The 14,739-nt window shown below is 49.5% G+C and carries 14 protein-coding genes and 2 tRNA genes; 7 read left to right on the top strand and 9 right to left on the bottom strand.

Annotated features, from left to right (window positions below; genetic code table 11):
* Positions 1–44: 44 nt before the first annotated feature.
* From CCE91_RS10050 to orn, 3 genes are all read right to left on the bottom strand, one after another.
* A tRNA-Gly gene (locus CCE91_RS10050) sits at positions 45–119 on the bottom strand.
* Between the two features lie 53 nt (positions 120–172).
* Positions 173–247: transfer RNA gene (locus CCE91_RS10045), tRNA-Gly, on the bottom strand.
* Positions 248–330: 83 nt separating this feature from the next.
* Complete coding sequence (gene orn, locus CCE91_RS10040) at positions 331–876, bottom strand: oligoribonuclease (protein WP_086435149.1); 546 nt, start codon at positions 874–876, stop codon at positions 331–333.
* Positions 877–1,030: 154 nt separating this feature from the next.
* On the opposite strand from orn, the gene rsgA reads away from it, so the two are divergent.
* The 3 genes from rsgA to CCE91_RS10025 are packed head-to-tail and all read left to right on the top strand — an operon-like array spanning position 1,031 to position 3,753.
* On the top strand, positions 1,031–2,119 hold the full coding sequence (rsgA, locus tag CCE91_RS10035) for a small ribosomal subunit biogenesis GTPase RsgA (RefSeq protein ID WP_086435148.1): 1,089 nt from the start codon (positions 1,031–1,033) through the stop codon (positions 2,117–2,119).
* A gap of 7 nt (positions 2,120–2,126) precedes the next feature.
* Entirely contained in the window at positions 2,127–2,987 is an 861-nt protein-coding gene (gene asd, locus CCE91_RS10030) for an archaetidylserine decarboxylase (RefSeq protein WP_086435195.1), read from the top strand.
* Between the two features lie 37 nt (positions 2,988–3,024).
* Positions 3,025–3,753, top strand: coding sequence for a glycerophosphodiester phosphodiesterase (locus CCE91_RS10025; RefSeq protein WP_086435147.1), 729 nt, complete (start codon positions 3,025–3,027; stop codon positions 3,751–3,753).
* Between the two features lie 8 nt (positions 3,754–3,761).
* Here the strand turns inward: CCE91_RS10025 and CCE91_RS10020 are convergent, their stop codons facing one another.
* From CCE91_RS10020 to nudC, 4 genes are all read right to left on the bottom strand, one after another.
* The gene (locus CCE91_RS10020) at positions 3,762–6,872 is read right to left on the bottom strand and encodes an efflux RND transporter permease subunit (protein WP_086435146.1); all 3,111 of its coding nucleotides are present in this window, start codon (positions 6,870–6,872) and stop codon (positions 3,762–3,764) included.
* A 3-nt stretch (positions 6,873–6,875) separates the two neighbouring features.
* A complete protein-coding gene (locus CCE91_RS10015) occupies positions 6,876–7,934 on the bottom strand; it encodes an efflux RND transporter periplasmic adaptor subunit (protein ID WP_086435145.1) in 1,059 nt (352 codons plus the stop codon).
* Between the two features lie 188 nt (positions 7,935–8,122).
* Positions 8,123–9,187 carry a uroporphyrinogen decarboxylase gene (gene hemE, locus CCE91_RS10010; RefSeq protein ID WP_086435144.1) on the bottom strand — a complete coding sequence of 355 codons (1,065 nt, stop codon included), beginning with the start codon at positions 9,185–9,187 and terminating at the stop codon, positions 8,123–8,125.
* A 100-nt stretch (positions 9,188–9,287) separates the two neighbouring features.
* Positions 9,288–10,103: an NAD(+) diphosphatase gene (gene nudC, locus CCE91_RS10005; protein WP_086435143.1), complete on the bottom strand. Its 816-nt coding sequence runs from the start codon at positions 10,101–10,103 to the stop codon at positions 9,288–9,290.
* 82 nt (positions 10,104–10,185) lie between these two features.
* Here nudC and rsd point away from each other — a divergent pair, with 82 nt between their 5' ends.
* On the top strand, positions 10,186–10,662 hold the full coding sequence (gene rsd / locus CCE91_RS10000; RefSeq protein ID WP_086435142.1) for a sigma D regulator: 477 nt from the start codon (positions 10,186–10,188) through the stop codon (positions 10,660–10,662).
* Positions 10,663–10,756: 94 nt separating this feature from the next.
* Here the strand turns inward: rsd and fkpA are convergent, their stop codons facing one another.
* Entirely contained in the window at positions 10,757–11,506 is a 750-nt protein-coding gene (gene fkpA / locus CCE91_RS09995; RefSeq protein WP_086435141.1) for an FKBP-type peptidyl-prolyl cis-trans isomerase, read from the bottom strand.
* 81 nt (positions 11,507–11,587) lie between these two features.
* On the opposite strand from fkpA, the gene CCE91_RS09990 reads away from it, so the two are divergent.
* From CCE91_RS09990 to CCE91_RS09980, 3 genes are all read left to right on the top strand, one after another.
* Positions 11,588–12,646 (top strand): WD40 repeat domain-containing protein, encoded by a 1,059-nt coding sequence (locus CCE91_RS09990; protein WP_157984161.1) that lies wholly within the window; start codon positions 11,588–11,590, stop codon positions 12,644–12,646.
* Between the two features lie 12 nt (positions 12,647–12,658).
* Positions 12,659–12,883: a SlyX family protein gene (locus CCE91_RS09985; protein ID WP_086435139.1), complete on the top strand. Its 225-nt coding sequence runs from the start codon at positions 12,659–12,661 to the stop codon at positions 12,881–12,883.
* Positions 12,884–12,975: 92 nt separating this feature from the next.
* Positions 12,976–13,872 carry a phosphoribulokinase gene (locus CCE91_RS09980; protein WP_086435138.1) on the top strand — a complete coding sequence of 299 codons (897 nt, stop codon included), beginning with the start codon at positions 12,976–12,978 and terminating at the stop codon, positions 13,870–13,872.
* A gap of 2 nt (positions 13,873–13,874) precedes the next feature.
* Here CCE91_RS09980 and CCE91_RS09975 read toward each other — a convergent pair whose 3' ends face one another.
* Complete coding sequence (locus CCE91_RS09975; protein WP_086435137.1) at positions 13,875–14,720, bottom strand: 23S rRNA (adenine(2030)-N(6))-methyltransferase RlmJ; 846 nt, start codon at positions 14,718–14,720, stop codon at positions 13,875–13,877.
* Between the last annotated feature and the right edge of the window lie 19 nt (positions 14,721–14,739).

The following is a 14,739-nucleotide window of genomic DNA, read 5'->3' as shown; positions in this document are numbered from 1 at the left end:
GTTCACAGGCAATTTCTTTAGCAGCAAATTCTATCGATAAAATATGGAGCGGGAAACGAGATTCGAACTCGCGACCCCAACCTTGGCAAGGTTGTGCTCTACCACTGAGCTATTCCCGCATAGATATACTTGAGGATGTTGTCGCTGTGACCTTGTGAAGGCGGTCACGATTTGGAGCGGGAAACGAGATTCGAACTCGCGACCCCAACCTTGGCAAGGTTGTGCTCTACCACTGAGCTATTCCCGCACCATCACGTACAACGGAGGCGAATTTTACTGGTTTTACGCGGCTTTGCAACCGTTTTGTGGTTATTTACCAGCCACTATTACCTAACTGACGAAAAAGTGCTCACGATAATGCCGTAACTCTTCAACCGACTCACGAATATCGGCCAGCGCTTCATGTGCGCCTGACTTTTTTACACCTTCAGCAACCGCTGGCGCCCAGCGCTTAGCCAGCTCTTTAATAGTTGACACATCAATATTTCGATAATGGAAAAAAGCTTCTAATTCGGGCATGTGCCGCGCCAGAAAACGTCGGTCCTGGCCAATACTGTTGCCGCACATGGGCGACTTGCCCGGCGCTACATAATCACTTAAAAACGCAATGGTTTGACGTATGGCTTCGGCTTCATCAATAGTGCTGGCCTGCACTCGCGCGACTAAACCCGAACCAGTGTGAGTGCGTACATTCCAGTCATCCATGCGATCTAAAAATTCTTGCGGTTGACGAACGGCTAACACCGGCCCTTCAGCCACAATATTGAGGTCACTGTCAGTGACAATAGTGGCTATCTCAATAATATGATTTGTATCAGGATCCAGACCCGTCATTTCTAAGTCTATCCATACCAGATGATCCGCAGATACAGCCATGTCATTATCCTTTTAGTCGGTAGCCAGGTTATTCACAGTTCGTTATACCGCTTGTCATGAATGAACTGAAAACGTGAATACCACGGCTTAAGTACGTATTATCTTACGGAATATTGTATGATAGTTTTCACTCAATTTTGGAAAAAGTTTTCTTGTGGCTCAACAGCGAAAGTTAAATAAAGGTCAGTTACGGCGCGTGCGACAAAACCAGCAGCGTCGCCTTGATACGCCAAGTGTTGAAGAGGAAATTGCCAATGACGATTTGGCAGCCTCGGAGCACGGCGTAATCATTAGCCGTTTTGGTCAGCATGCCGATGTACTTGGCGACGATGGCTACCGAACGCGTTGCCATATTCGGCGCGGTGTCGAGAGCTTAGTTTGTGGCGACAGCGTGGTGTGGCGCCGGGCTAAATCACCTATAGCTGAACAAAGCGTGCAGGGTATTGTTGAAGCCGTGCACCCACGCAAATCGCTGCTTAGCCGCCCTGATTTTTACGACGGCTTAAAGCCAGTTGCCGCCAACATTGACCAAATTTTTATTATTAGCAGCGTTTTACCGGCTTTTTCCGCCCAAATTATTGACCGTTATCTGGTTGCCTGCGAAGACTCAGAAATCACGCCAGTGATTGTGTTAAACAAAGCCGACTTAATGAATGAGCTCGAGCCCGAGCAACAAGCCGAAATAACCACCACGCTGGCCATGTATGAAGACATTGGCTATCGGGTGATGAAGGTAAGCGCGCACACTAAAACCGGCATGAGCGAGCTTACAGAAGCCCTGAGCGAACGAGTTTCGGTTGTTGTTGGCCAGTCGGGTGTGGGTAAGTCGTCGTTGGTGAACAGTTTACTACCGGAAATCGAAGCCGACATTGGTGCTATATCGGATAATTCTGGTTTAGGCCAGCACACCACCACAGTAGCCACCTGGTATGATTTGGCCGACTCCAATATCGGCTTAACCGGAGCGCTTATTGATTCGCCTGGCATTCGGGAGTTTGCCCTGTGGCATTTGGAACGCGACCGGGTAGCCTGGTGCTACCGCGATTTTCGTCCGTTCCTTGGTCAATGCAAGTTCCGCGACTGCAAACACCGGGATGATCCGGGTTGTGCGTTACAAGAAGCGGTGAATTCAGGTGATCTTCATGCTTTGCGCCTGTACAATTTCCACCGTATCGTTGAGTCCATGCAAACGCAAAAGCCACCGCGCATGACCAACAAAGGCTCAGCTCAAAGAGGTAAATAACGTGAACATGGATCAGATTAAAGTAAAGGCGCAGTACTTAACGCCAAAACATTTGCTCTCACGCCTGGTGGGTAAATTCGCGGCTGCCCGTGCCGGCTGGTTCACGCAAATTTTTATCAAAAGTTTCATTAAGCAATATAAAGTGGATATGAGTGAGGCGGTGCTTGAGAACCCATCAGATTATGCCTCGTTCAATGAGTTTTTTACCCGCTATTTAAAGCCCGAGTTACGTCCTCTGAAAGCCAGCGAAGAGCATCAGCTTGCGCATCCAGTTGACGGCGCAGTCAGCCAGTTTGGCGATATTCTTGAGGGTCGTATATTTCAGGCCAAAGGCCATGACTACAGCCTGACTGAGTTACTCGGTGGTGACCCACGCGACTCCAACGCCTTTAAGAATGGTAAATTCGCCACTATTTATCTGGCCCCTAAGGATTATCACCGTATTCACATGCCTTGTGATGGCGTGTTACGCAAAATGATTTATGTTCCCGGTGACTTATTCTCGGTAAACCCGTTAACCGCCGCCAATGTGCCAAACCTGTTCGCGCGTAACGAACGTGTCGTCACCATTTTTGACACCGAATTTGGCCAATTTGCGATGGTGCTGGTAGGCGCTACAATTGTGGCAAGCATAGGTACAGTGTGGTCTGGTACCGTCACGCCGCCGTGCGGCCCGAAAGTTCATAGTTGGAGTTATCCGGGTTCCGGCAGCAATGCACTGACCTTGAAAAAGGGTGACGAAATGGGTCACTTTAAACTGGGGTCTACGGTGGTTATGGCTTTCCCGGAAGACGCGATGGAATTTGCCGATGATTTAACCGCTACCAGCACTACCCGCATGGGAGAAATACTCGGCACTCGCAGCTGAAGCAGGGCAATACATTCAGGCATCGCAGGAGTCTTACATGCAAATCATAGCCCATCGTGGTGCCAGCTTTGAAGCGCCGGAGAATACCTTAGCCGCATTTTCGAAGGCATTAGATGCGAAAGCGGATGGTATTGAACTGGACGTGTATCCGCTGGAAGATGAATGGATAGTATTTCATGACCGCTATTTAGAGCGCCTTACCGCAACTCCTGGCCGTTTGCTTGATTTAACCTTAGCGCAAGTTCGCAAGCTGAAAATATTCGGACAGCAGCATGTGCCCACCTTAAGTGAAGCGCTTGAACACATAAACGGCCGCTGCATGGTCAATATTGAGCTGAAAGGCGGCGGCATTGTGCGAGGTCTGCACCAATGCATTGACCACGCCATTAAGCACCACGGTTTCACCGCCGACCAAATTCTGATCTCTTCATTTAATCATCACTGGCTACAAGCCGTTAAAGCTAGTCACCCTGAGCAGCGTATTGGCGCACTAGCGGTGGGTTGTCCCATCGATTACTGCGCTTTTGCAACTCGGTTAGATGCTTATTCTGTGCATGTTGATGTGGATTTTTTAACGCCAGAAATGGTGCAGGATGCCCATCGGCGTAACCTGAAGATTTTTGTATATACGGTAGATGAAGCACACGATATTGAAGAATTGCATAAACTTGGGGTGGATGGCATTTTCACCAACCACCCCGGGTTTAGTCGTAATATTTTAGCCGGTTTACCGGTAAGCCCCTCAGAGCCTTTACTGCACTACTAGAGCCCCTGCTAATGGGGCTCATGCGTTTTGTTGTCCGGATGCGACTGTTCCAAACGGTTCAGTTCCTGCGTGGTGGCTAGTGGCGAGGTTGTGCCTCTGGCCAGCATCAGATACAGCGCCGGAATCACGAAGATAGTTAAGAATGCCGATACGGCAACCCCACTAAAGATAACAATACCGATAACCATGCGGCTTTCGGCACCAGGGCCACTACCTATTATTAGCGGTACCGCACTCATCAAAGTGGTAAATGCCGTCATAATAATAGGCCGTAACCGCTGTTGCGATGCGCGTACTACGGCCTCGTCGAAGTTCACGCCGGCATCACGCAGCTGGTTGGCAAACTCAACAATCAAAATACCGTTTTTAGCTGACAACCCAATCAACATAACGATGCCAATTTGACTATAGATATTCAGCGTCTGGCCGGTGAAATAGAGCCCGACTATGGCGCCCAGAAAAGCCAGCGGTACCACCAACATAATAATTAATGGGTGCACAAAGCTTTCAAACTGCGCAGCCAGCACCAGGAAGGCAATAAGCAGCGCCAAAATAAATACAAAGATAACGGAGCTACCGCTTTCTTTATACATTTGTGACTCGCCTTTGTAGCCGATGCTTACATCTTCGGGTAGCTTATCGGCAACCACTCCTTCCAGGAAGGTCAGGGCTTCACCCAGGGTATAGCCTTCCTCAAGGTTGGCTTCAATGGTGATACTACGCATGCGGTTGTAACGATTCAGGCGCGCTGATGCCGCCGTTTCTTCTACCGTCACCAGATTCGACAAGGGGATCAGTCGCTGACTGTCCTGCGAACGCACATAAATATTATCAATGGCGTCCGGACTGCGATAATCCGACTTCTCGCCTTCCAGAATCACGTCATACTCTTCACCGCGATCCAGATAGGTAGTTACCCGCCGCTCACCCAACATGGTTTCCAGCGTGGCACCAATATCACCCACAGATACGCCAAGGTCAGAAGCTCGTGACTGATTAATCCGCACCAGCAATTGCGGCAGCGTTTCTTTGTAGTCGCTGTCTATGTCTTTTAAATTCGGGTTCTTACTGGCTTCTTCAATCACGATGTCGCGGTACCTGGCCAGTTGCTCATAGGTATTACCTTGCAGCACGAACTCAACCGGACGACCACCGCCGCCGCCAATACCGCTGCGCATAAACGCGAATGCGCGCACACCCGTTACTTGATTGAGCTTCTCACCTATTTCATCCATCAGTTCAAAGGAAGACCAGTCACGGTCCTCAAATGGCACTGCACCAACAATAGCGACACCCGCAGAGTTCCCCCAGCCCGGCGCACGAATAATCAGTCGGTCAATTTTGCCTTCATCAATGTAAGGCAACAGAATGTTTTCAATTTCGCGCATGTCGCGTGAGTTGGATTCAAAACTGGCGCCTTCAGCACCACGAATCATCACGTAAAAAGTACCGCGATCTTCCGGTGGCGTGAATTCTTGCGGCACAAACTGAATTAAGCCGTACGACAAAGTACCCGCCAGACCAATCAGCACAAATACCAGCCAGGGGCGCATCAGAGTTTTCTTCAGTACCCGCCCATAGCCGCTTTCAACCCAGGCAAACAATCGGTCGATGGACTGACCAAAACGGCCGGTACGCTCATGTGGCTTGAGTATTTTTGAGGCCAACATGGGCGTTAGTGTTAGTGCCGCGATACTCGAAAAGAACACCGCCGCCGATATAGCTAACGCAAACTCGGTAAACAACTGCCCTATATTACCTTCTAAGAAAGCCAGAGGTACGAATACTGAAATCAGCACCAAGGTAGTTGCAACTACCGCGAAACCAACCTCGCGCGCACCGCGATAGGCAGCAAGTAACGGGGGTTCACCTTCCTCAATTCGCCGGTATATGTTCTCCAATACAACAATGGAGTCATCGACCACCAAACCTATAGCCAGCACCAGCGCCAGCAAGGTCAGCAGGTTTACCGAAAAGCCCATTGCAAACAGGGCTATGTAGGAGGCGATAATAGCCACCGGAACCGTTAACGCAGGAATTAAGGTTGCCCGCACGTTACCTAAGAACAGGTAAATAACGATAACCACCAGCGACATGGCAATACCAAGGGTATTGTAAACCTCGTCGATAGAGCCCTTAATGAAAATCGAGGAGTCGTAGCTGGGCACAATAAACATGGTTTCCGGCAAGGTCGCCTGAATTTTCCCAATTTCGGCGCGAGCATTTTCGACAACCTCCAGCGTATTCGCTTTTGATTGCTTCAAAATACCCAGGCCAACCATGTTCACGCCATTACCACGGAAATCGGTTTTATCGTCTTCCGAGCCAAGCTCAACCCGGGCGACTTCGCCCAGCCGAACCAACTGACCACTATCACCCCGGCTGATCACCAGGCGCTTGAAGTCCTCGGTCGACAGATAAGAACGTGCCACCCGTACCGAGAAGGTTCTGTCTAATGATTCAACCTCACCAGCCGGTAACTCAATGTTTTCAGCGCGTAAGCGCCGCTCAATGTCGGTTACTGTGATATTCCGTGCGGCCATCGCATCACGGTCTAACCACACCCGCATGGCATACCGACGGTCACCACCAATGTTTACCCGCGCCACACCATCAACAACAGACAGGCGGTCAACAATGTAGCGGTTGGCGTAGTCGGTAAGTTCCAGCACGCTCATGGAGTCGCTGCGCAAGTTGTACCACATGACCGTGGTATCGTCGGCGCCAGCTTTGGATATTTCTGGGGGATCTACCTGTTCGGGCAGATTATCGAGCACGCGGGAAACCCGTTCCCGAACGTCGTTTGCGGCCGCATCAATGTCGCGATCCAAAGTAAATTCAATACTAATTCGTGAGCGTCCGTTGCTACTGGAGGAATTAATATTTTTAATACCTTCAATGCCGCTAATGCGGTCCTCAATAACCTGAGTTATCTGAGTTTCGACAATTTCAGCCGAGGCACCACGGTAATTGGTATCAATAGAAACAACAGGCGGGTCAATATCCGGGTATTCACGCAGTGGCAGCATTGAAAAACACACCACCCCGAACACTATCAGCAGAATATTTATAACAGTGGCGAAAACCGGGCGTTTAACCGATACGTCAGACAAAAACATGGCTTAGCCCTCCTGAATAGTTACAGGAACACCATCACGCAACCGCACAATGCCTTCAATAACAATCCTATCGCCATCTTCAATACCGTTGACTATTTCAACCACGCCAGGCTTGCGTCGACCGATAGTTACTTCGGTTTGCACTGCACGATTGTTGTCGTTGATCACGTATACATATTGGCGGTCACGAATTGGAATGAGCGCTTTTTCCGGTAACACCATAGTGGTGTCCACGCTGCGCAGCAGAGTTACCCGTAACAACATACCCGGGCGGAGCCGGCCATCTTCGTTGTTTACTCTTGCCCGCACCAGTATTGACCGGGTTAATGGGTCAACCCGTGAGTCAATGCTGCGAATTTCACCTTCAAACTGTTCGCCAGGGTAAGCAGCACTGCGAGTAATAACGCTCTGGCCTTCCTGCAAGCTGGCGAAATAAAGTTCCGGAACATTGAAGTCAACTTTGATTGGGCTCACGTCGTCCAGCGTGGTAATAACATCGCCCGGGCTAACCAAAGCACCTAAACTAATTTGGCGAATACCAAGGCGACCACTGAAAGGTGCAGAAATTCTCATTTTTGCGAGTTGGGTTTCAGCTACTTCCAACAACGCTGTAATTTCTTTTACCAACACGTCTTGTTCTTCGAGTTGTTGGCGTGAGGCTACATTTTCACGTGCTAAATCTTGTAAACGACCATATTGACGCTGCGCTTCCTGTAACCGGAATTCCAGTTCCTGCACCCGCGCTTGCTCTTCGCGGGAGTCCAGCTCAACCAGCAAATCGCCCTTTTCAACATTATCGCCATCGTCAAAATAAATACTTTCTACCAGTTCCTGGCTTTGCGCAGTAATCACCACAGACTCGTTGGCTTGGGCTGTACCCAGAGCTTCTATAATATCGCGAAACTCAGATTCCTCGGCTACTTGCACACGCACCGGCACCGACTCAGCATTGTCATTACCGCCGCCACCACCTTGTTCGGCCACCAGAAAAACGTATGCAACCAATACCAGAAGTATCAGCACGACAATGGAAATTGGTGTAACTAATGCGCGATTTGCCATAGAACCCTCAAACAAGACGAGCGACATTCCCAACCGGGAACGAAAAATAATAGTGTCTGACACCAGACTATAGACGAGTGTTCATTGTAACGCAGAGAAATTGCACATCTTCCCCGCTTACCGCTAATAAAAAGGGATTGACCGCAAAAGCGAGCAATCCCTCGTTAATACAGGCGTTTAGATGTTTTTTATTTGTGATATTGAGGGCTGTGCTGATGCACCGAATTGATAAAAGCGGTAACGTGATCAGGGTTCACTTCAGGGTGAATGCCATGCCCCAAATTGAATACATGCCCACCACCTGAACCATAGCTGGCCAGAATAGTTTTCACTTCTTCTTCAATTCGCTCCGGTGATGCATACAAAATGCTTGGATCCATATTGCCCTGCAATGCCACTTCGCCTTTCACCCGCTGACGGGCATCGGCTAAATCGGTGGTCCAGTCTACGCCAAGTGCATCGGCACCTACGGCGGCCATCTCAGCCAGCCAGTCGCCACCATTTTTGGTAAATAAAGTAACAGGTACCGGGCGGCCGTCGGCATGACGGGTTAAACCATCCACAATTTGCGCCATATAACGCAACGAGAATTCACGGTAATCACGCGGCGACAATACCCCGCCCCAGGTATCAAATATCATCACTGACTGAGCGCCTGCGGCAATTTGCGCATTTAAGTACGAGGTCACTGATTGCGCTAGCTTGTCCAACAATTGATGCATCACTTTCGGTTGGGCAAACATCAAACCTTTCACTTCGGAGAAATTCTTGGTAGTACCGCCTTCAACCATATAGGTAGCCAGCGTCCACGGGCTTCCCGAGAAACCTATTAGAGGCACCTGGCCTTTTAATTCGCGACGAATAGTACGCACCGCATTCATCACGTAACCCAGTTCGTCTTCCGGATCTGGTATTGGCAGGCGGTCTACCGCAGCCTGATCGCGCACCACATGTTTAAAGCGCGGGCCTTCGCCAGCTTCAAAGTACAAACCAAGCCCCATGGCATCGGGAATGGTCAGAATGTCAGAGAACAGAATAGCGGCGTCAAGCGCATAGCGACGCAGTGGCTGTAACGTCACCTCACAGGCCAGTTCCGCATTGCGACACAGCGACATAAAGTCACCGGCTTCTTTACGCAGTTCGCGGTACTCAGGTAAGTAACGGCCTGCCTGACGCATCATCCACACTGGTGTGCGCTCTACGGGTTCTTGCATTAAGGCGCGTAAATACAGGTCGTTATCTAATTTGCTCATAACCTTCCTACTTCTTGACTCTAAAAAGGGCGGTGCACAGTGGCATTCAAGTGCCGGAATTTTACCAGTGTTAGCAGCTTACGTCTGAAGTTTTTATCTCTTAATCCACACCATGACGTTTTTTCACTGCGGCAATTAACCGATGCGCGATAGTTCCAGGTGGTGGAATGGTCGGCAGTTCCGTTAATGGAAACCAATACCCTTCTTCCAACTCAATTGGATCAATATGCAGATCTCCCGAATCCCATTCCGCCGTGAAACCCATCATTAATGAATGAGGAAACGGCCAGGGCTGACTGGCAACGTATTGGATATTTTTCACGGTAATACCGGCTTCTTCGAGCACCTCACGGTGTAACGTCTGCTCCAGCGATTCACCACTTTCCACAAAGCCCGCCAGCACGGAATAAAGCCCCGCCGGATGCCGTTTACCGCGGGCCAACAGTATGTCGTCACCACGGGTAATGGCCACAATAATGCAGGGCGAAATACGCGGGTAGCAGCGGTGCTGGCATTGCTGACACTGCATGGCCATTTCCCAGTCTACCGCTTGCATACGCACACCGCAGCGACCACAAAATCGATGCGTAAGCATAAATTCAGCCACTTGCTTGGCTCGTGCAGCCACAGCAAACATAGCTTCGTCTTGCTGGGCTATCAGCAAACGCAAATTCACAAATTCGCCAACCGCGGCAAAGTTCGGATCCTGGTGATCAGCCACCACCAAATAACAGGGCCGCTCGCGCAACTCGCCAATAAACGCCACTGCATAATCGGTTAAATCAGGCAGCGGTAAATCCTGCATTGCTGCGCACGGCAACCGGTGACTGTCATCAACCACAAGAATGTCACCACTGGAAATAATAAACCACCAGGCCGGCTCGTCTTGCCCCGGTCGTGAGTCTGGTTTTACCATAACGCCCTCTTTGCTCGAAAACGGTTGACCTGCGCTAAGTATCCGCTTTAGATTAGTTATCCAAATAGTTGTGGAGAATATCATGTTACGGCGTAGTGAACAGGCCCAGGAACGATGGAAAGGAAACCACCAGGCAATAGACCGTTGGTTAAATGAACGGCAAGAGCTGTTGGTTCTTTATTGCAAAACCGCTGGCCTACCGCCGTTTGACAGCGACAAGCAACAGTTACCTGCATTAACAGATATTCGCGAATTCTGTAGTCTGTTAATGGACTATATTTCTGCCGGACATTTTGAAGTATACGATCAGATTATTCAGGCGTCCCCCGACAAAGCCAAAGAAATGGCGGCACTGGCTGACGAATTGTACCCGCTTATAGCCCAAACCACAGACGTTGCGCTGGCGTTCAACGATCTTTATAGCGATGCCGACGAGCATGCTGATTTAGGTGAGTTTGATGAGAGATTATCAGGCCTTGGCGAAACGATTGAATTACGAATGGAGTTTGAAGACCGGTTGTTAGCAACGCTGGATCAGCACGACCTGATTGGCGCCTAGTTCGCGAGCGGTGCTGGCTCTTAGGTTTAATAACTAAATTAGAACCAATAAAAAAGCGGCCCGAAGGCCGCTTTTTTCGTTTCTGAACGAATGCTTATTCGCCAGATTCCATAGCTTCTGGGTTCTTAATGTCCATCAATTCAACTTCAAAAATCAACGTTGAATTTGGTGGAATTTGACCACCGCCAACTTCACGATCGCCATAAGCTAATTCAGCCGGAATCACGAAGCGGTACTTAGAACCAACTGACATTAACTGTACGCCTTCAGTCCAGCCAGGAATAACACGGTTTAATGGGAACACAGCCGGTTCGCCACGCTCAATTGAGCTATCGAACACTTCACCGTTTACCAGCGTGCCTTCATAGTGAACTTCAACCATATCGGTTTCAGCTGGTTTTTCACCGTCGCCTTGTTGCAACACTTCGTATTGCAGGCCAGATTCAGTAACAGTAACACCTTCTTTTTTCGCATTTTCGGCCAGGTATTCTTCACCTTGAGCCTGCGCTTTTCCGCCAATAACCTGTTGGCGCTGCTCAACTACGCGCTCGCGCAGAGCATTCAAAATTTCTTCCGCTTCAGCTTCGCTCAGCTTAGCTTCACCTTTTAATGCATCAACAAAACCGGCAATAACCACATCGCGTTCCAGTACCAGTTCAGCTTCTTCTTGCGCATCCAGTTGGCGATCAATAAAACGACCAACCGAAGCACCCAGTGCATAAGCTTCTTTCTGCTCTTCCTGCTCCAACGTCATGGTGCTCGTTGGGTAAGGCTCGGAAGGGGTACATGCAACCAGTGCAAAAGCGACCGCTGATAACGCAAACGGCTTATAAATTTTGTTCATTATAATCTCCAGGTTGAACTCTGTGTCATACTTAGGTTTATTATCACTGTCTATACTATACAGAAACGGGGGCAAATGCCTATGCCCAAAAAGAATTTGAAAGCGCTTTTTATCAGCTGTTGCTGCCTGCTGATAACAGCTTGTGCGCCCGCGCCTGAAAAAATCTGGCAGCGCAGTGCCGACGGCAACCGCAGCTATGTAGCAGATATTGCAAACGACGCCAGCTTCAGTGTCACCTCCAGCGATGGTCAGGAGCTAATCATGTGGCACCGTGATGAAGCGCGACCACGCTATCGCATGCAACAAGAGCAGTCGGAAATCAATCAGCTGATCGCAGTAGATATCAGTGCTGACGGGCAAGTAATTGCAGCCGCCAGTAAAGAGAATTTTGCCCTGTGGGATACTAATACCGGCGAGCTTCAAGGTTATTGGCGCATCCAGCAAGAGCCTAATAATGAACCCGGCCAGCGCACTCAAATAACCAGCATTGTAGTGAGTAAAAAAGGTGATGTTCTGGCTATGGGCCTTAACACCGGCAAGGTTATTATTTTTAATCCCCGCAGCGGCCGCCGGCTGGAAATGCTGGCTCATACTGATTACATCACTAGTTTAGCCATTTCACCTAACGGCAAGTATTTGCTGAGCGGCAGCTATGATGGCACTGCCTTATTGTGGAATACAGATACCGCCGCTTTTTTACAACGGGTAGAAGAAGCCCAGCCAATTATGCAAGTGGCGCTGGACGCTAACGGGCGTTGGTTTTTTACCGCCGATCGCAGTGACGAAGCCTCAATCTGGTCCGTAATGACCGGCGAGCAGCAAGCAAAATTGCAATTTAACGACCGCAAACGTATTTTTAGCAGCGCCCGCTTTAGTCACGACGGTAATTTTTTACTTACCGGAACGCCTTCGCGTATGATTGAGATTTGGGACACCGAGAGCGGCGACCGCATTCGTCGCATCGAAGTAAGCGTGCCACCTGGCCAGCGACCAACCAGCGCCACTGTGCTAGCTGTTGCCATAGATCCGAATCAACAAACATTGTGGAGCGAAAACTCATCAGGTATTGCCGAACTTTGGCAGCTACGCGACGTGATGCCAAATCCAGCAAATTCCCAAACAACTCCCGAAACTCCCTAACAAAGGTTTTTTATGCCCGGTCCTCTTTTAACCAAACGCGTCGATGATCTGGAAAGCCAGTTAGCTTTTCAGGAAGACACTATTGAATCACTGAATCAGCTAGTTACCGCACAATCCGAATTGTTAACCCAATTACAAAAACAAGTTCGCGCATTAACCGCCAAGCATCAGCAGTTTCAGGAGCAACAGAACGATACCGCAGACACCAACGCGCACGAGCCACCACCGCATTATTAACCAATAACTACGTCTGGTGCCGGAGTTACAACCCTTGACCCCGGCGCATGCTCCCCGTATAACATCTGTTCAACAATTCAGAAGGTAAATTTATGTCTGCACGCCACCCCATTATTGCTGTTACAGGTTCCTCAGGAGCAGGTACCACCACGACCGGACAGGCTGTGCGTCATATTTTCCGTACTCTGGATGTGAATGCAGCCTTCGTGGAAGGCGACAGTTTTCATCGCTATTCCCGTCCGGAAATGGAGCAGGCCATTCGCAAAGCTCAGGATCAGGGCAAGCACATTAGCTATTTTGGTGCTGAAGCCAACGACTTCGAGCGGCTAGAAGGGCTGTTCCGTGAATACAGTCAAACCGGCAGTGGCGAGTTCCGCCGTTACCTGCACAACTTCGATGATGCGGTGCCCTACAATCAGATGCCCGGCACTTTTACCCCTTGGGAAACCTTGCCTGAGAGTACCGACGCGCTCTTCTATGAAGGCTTGCATGGTGGTGTAGCCGGAGAAGATTACGACGTCAGCAAATACGTAGACTTGCTGATTGGCATGGTACCTATTGTCAATCTAGAGTGGATTCAGAAACTGATTCGCGATACCTCAGAGCGTGGTCACTCACGCGAAGCCGTAACCCAGGGCATTGTGCGTGGCATGGAGGATTACATTCACCACATAGTGCCGCAGTTCTCACGAACGCATATTAACTTTCAGCGCGTACCGACGGTGGATACGTCCAACCCCTTTAGCGCCAAAGATATTCCGTCACTGGATGAAAGCTTCGTGGTGATCCGCTTTCGGGGCGTTAAGAATGTGGATTTCCCATATTACTTACAGATGATTGACGGATCTTTTATGTCGCGCATGAACACCTTGGTAGTGCCTGGCGGCAAAATGGTGTTTGCGATGGAGCTTATTTTGACGCCATTGATTGAACAAATCATGGAGAAAAAACGCAACGCCAAAACCCAGGTCGACTGGCTACAAAAGTAGCCTCAGGATTCGGCTACGACCCAACGCCCCTGCCAACTGGCACCTTCACCTTGCGCCAACAGCTCAGTTAAAAACGGCATCAGTTCTTCCAGCGGTTCAAGTAAACCAAAGGGCGGATTAATAAATAACATGCCACAACCATTAAGCTTAGTTGCATCTTCGGCGTGTCGAATGAGCAAGTCGACGGCATAGGCTTTTGGCGGGTCTAATTCGCGAATCATCTGCTGAAAACCGCCAGTTACCATGGGGTCTTTAATTGGATACCAAATCACGTAGCTACCGGTATTCCAACGTTTCAGTGCGTGCTTTAAACCAGTCACAATGTCGTTGAATTCGGTGGTGGTTTCAAAGGGTGGATCAATCAGTACCAAACCGCGCTTTTGCGGCGGTGGCAACAGCGCCTTTAGGGCAATATAGCCGTTTTCTTCACGGTAAACCTTTACCCGCTTGTCACCTGCAAAGTTATCCGCTAACTCTTCGGCGTCATCGGGGTGCAACTCGCACAGGCCTAATTGGTCATGATCGCGTAAAAACTGCTGACTTAACCAGGGCGAACCGGGATACCAACGCAAGTTATCACCCGGATTTAACGAACGCACCAGGCTGCAATAGGTTTCCAAACATGCAGGCCGATTCTCAGCCTGCAGTAATCGGCCAATACCCTGTTCCCATTCACCAGTTTTTTGCGCCTGCTCGCCCTGCAAATCATACATACCTATACCTGCATGGGTATCCAGCACAAAAAAGGGTTTCTCTTTTTGCTGCAAATAGTCCAGACAAATTAATTGCAGAGCGTGTTTCACCACATCCGCAAAGTTACCAGCATGGTAGCTATGGCGATAATTCATAAAATTAGGTATCCAGATG

The sequence above is a fragment of the Pseudidiomarina planktonica genome (genome assembly GCF_900177775.1).
In the GTDB taxonomy this organism is placed as follows: Bacteria; Pseudomonadota; Gammaproteobacteria; order Enterobacterales; family Alteromonadaceae; genus Pseudidiomarina; species Pseudidiomarina planktonica.
Note: the sequence above shows the minus strand (reverse complement) of the source record. Positions and strands in the feature narration are given on the sequence as shown.

Coding starts and splice junctions, on each gene's coding strand:
- orn (WP_086435149.1), bottom strand. CDS start 876: ATGGCTGTATCTGCGGATCATCTGGTATGGATAGACTTAGAAATGACG.
- asd (WP_086435195.1), top strand. CDS start 2,127: ATGGATCAGATTAAAGTAAAGGCGCAGTACTTAACGCCAAAACATTTG.
- CCE91_RS10025 (WP_086435147.1), top strand. CDS start 3,025: ATGCAAATCATAGCCCATCGTGGTGCCAGCTTTGAAGCGCCGGAGAAT.
- CCE91_RS10020 (WP_086435146.1), bottom strand. CDS start 6,872: ATGTTTTTGTCTGACGTATCGGTTAAACGCCCGGTTTTCGCCACTGTT.
- CCE91_RS10015 (WP_086435145.1), bottom strand. CDS start 7,934: ATGGCAAATCGCGCATTAGTTACACCAATTTCCATTGTCGTGCTGATA.
- hemE (WP_086435144.1), bottom strand. CDS start 9,187: ATGAGCAAATTAGATAACGACCTGTATTTACGCGCCTTAATGCAAGAA.
- nudC (WP_086435143.1), bottom strand. CDS start 10,103: ATGGTAAAACCAGACTCACGACCGGGGCAAGACGAGCCGGCCTGGTGG.
- rsd (WP_086435142.1), top strand. CDS start 10,186: ATGTTACGGCGTAGTGAACAGGCCCAGGAACGATGGAAAGGAAACCAC.
- fkpA (WP_086435141.1), bottom strand. CDS start 11,506: ATGAACAAAATTTATAAGCCGTTTGCGTTATCAGCGGTCGCTTTTGCA.
- CCE91_RS09990 (WP_157984161.1), top strand. CDS start 11,588: ATGCCCAAAAAGAATTTGAAAGCGCTTTTTATCAGCTGTTGCTGCCTG.
- CCE91_RS09985 (WP_086435139.1), top strand. CDS start 12,659: ATGCCCGGTCCTCTTTTAACCAAACGCGTCGATGATCTGGAAAGCCAG.
- CCE91_RS09980 (WP_086435138.1), top strand. CDS start 12,976: ATGTCTGCACGCCACCCCATTATTGCTGTTACAGGTTCCTCAGGAGCA.
- CCE91_RS09975 (WP_086435137.1), bottom strand. CDS start 14,720: ATGAATTATCGCCATAGCTACCATGCTGGTAACTTTGCGGATGTGGTG.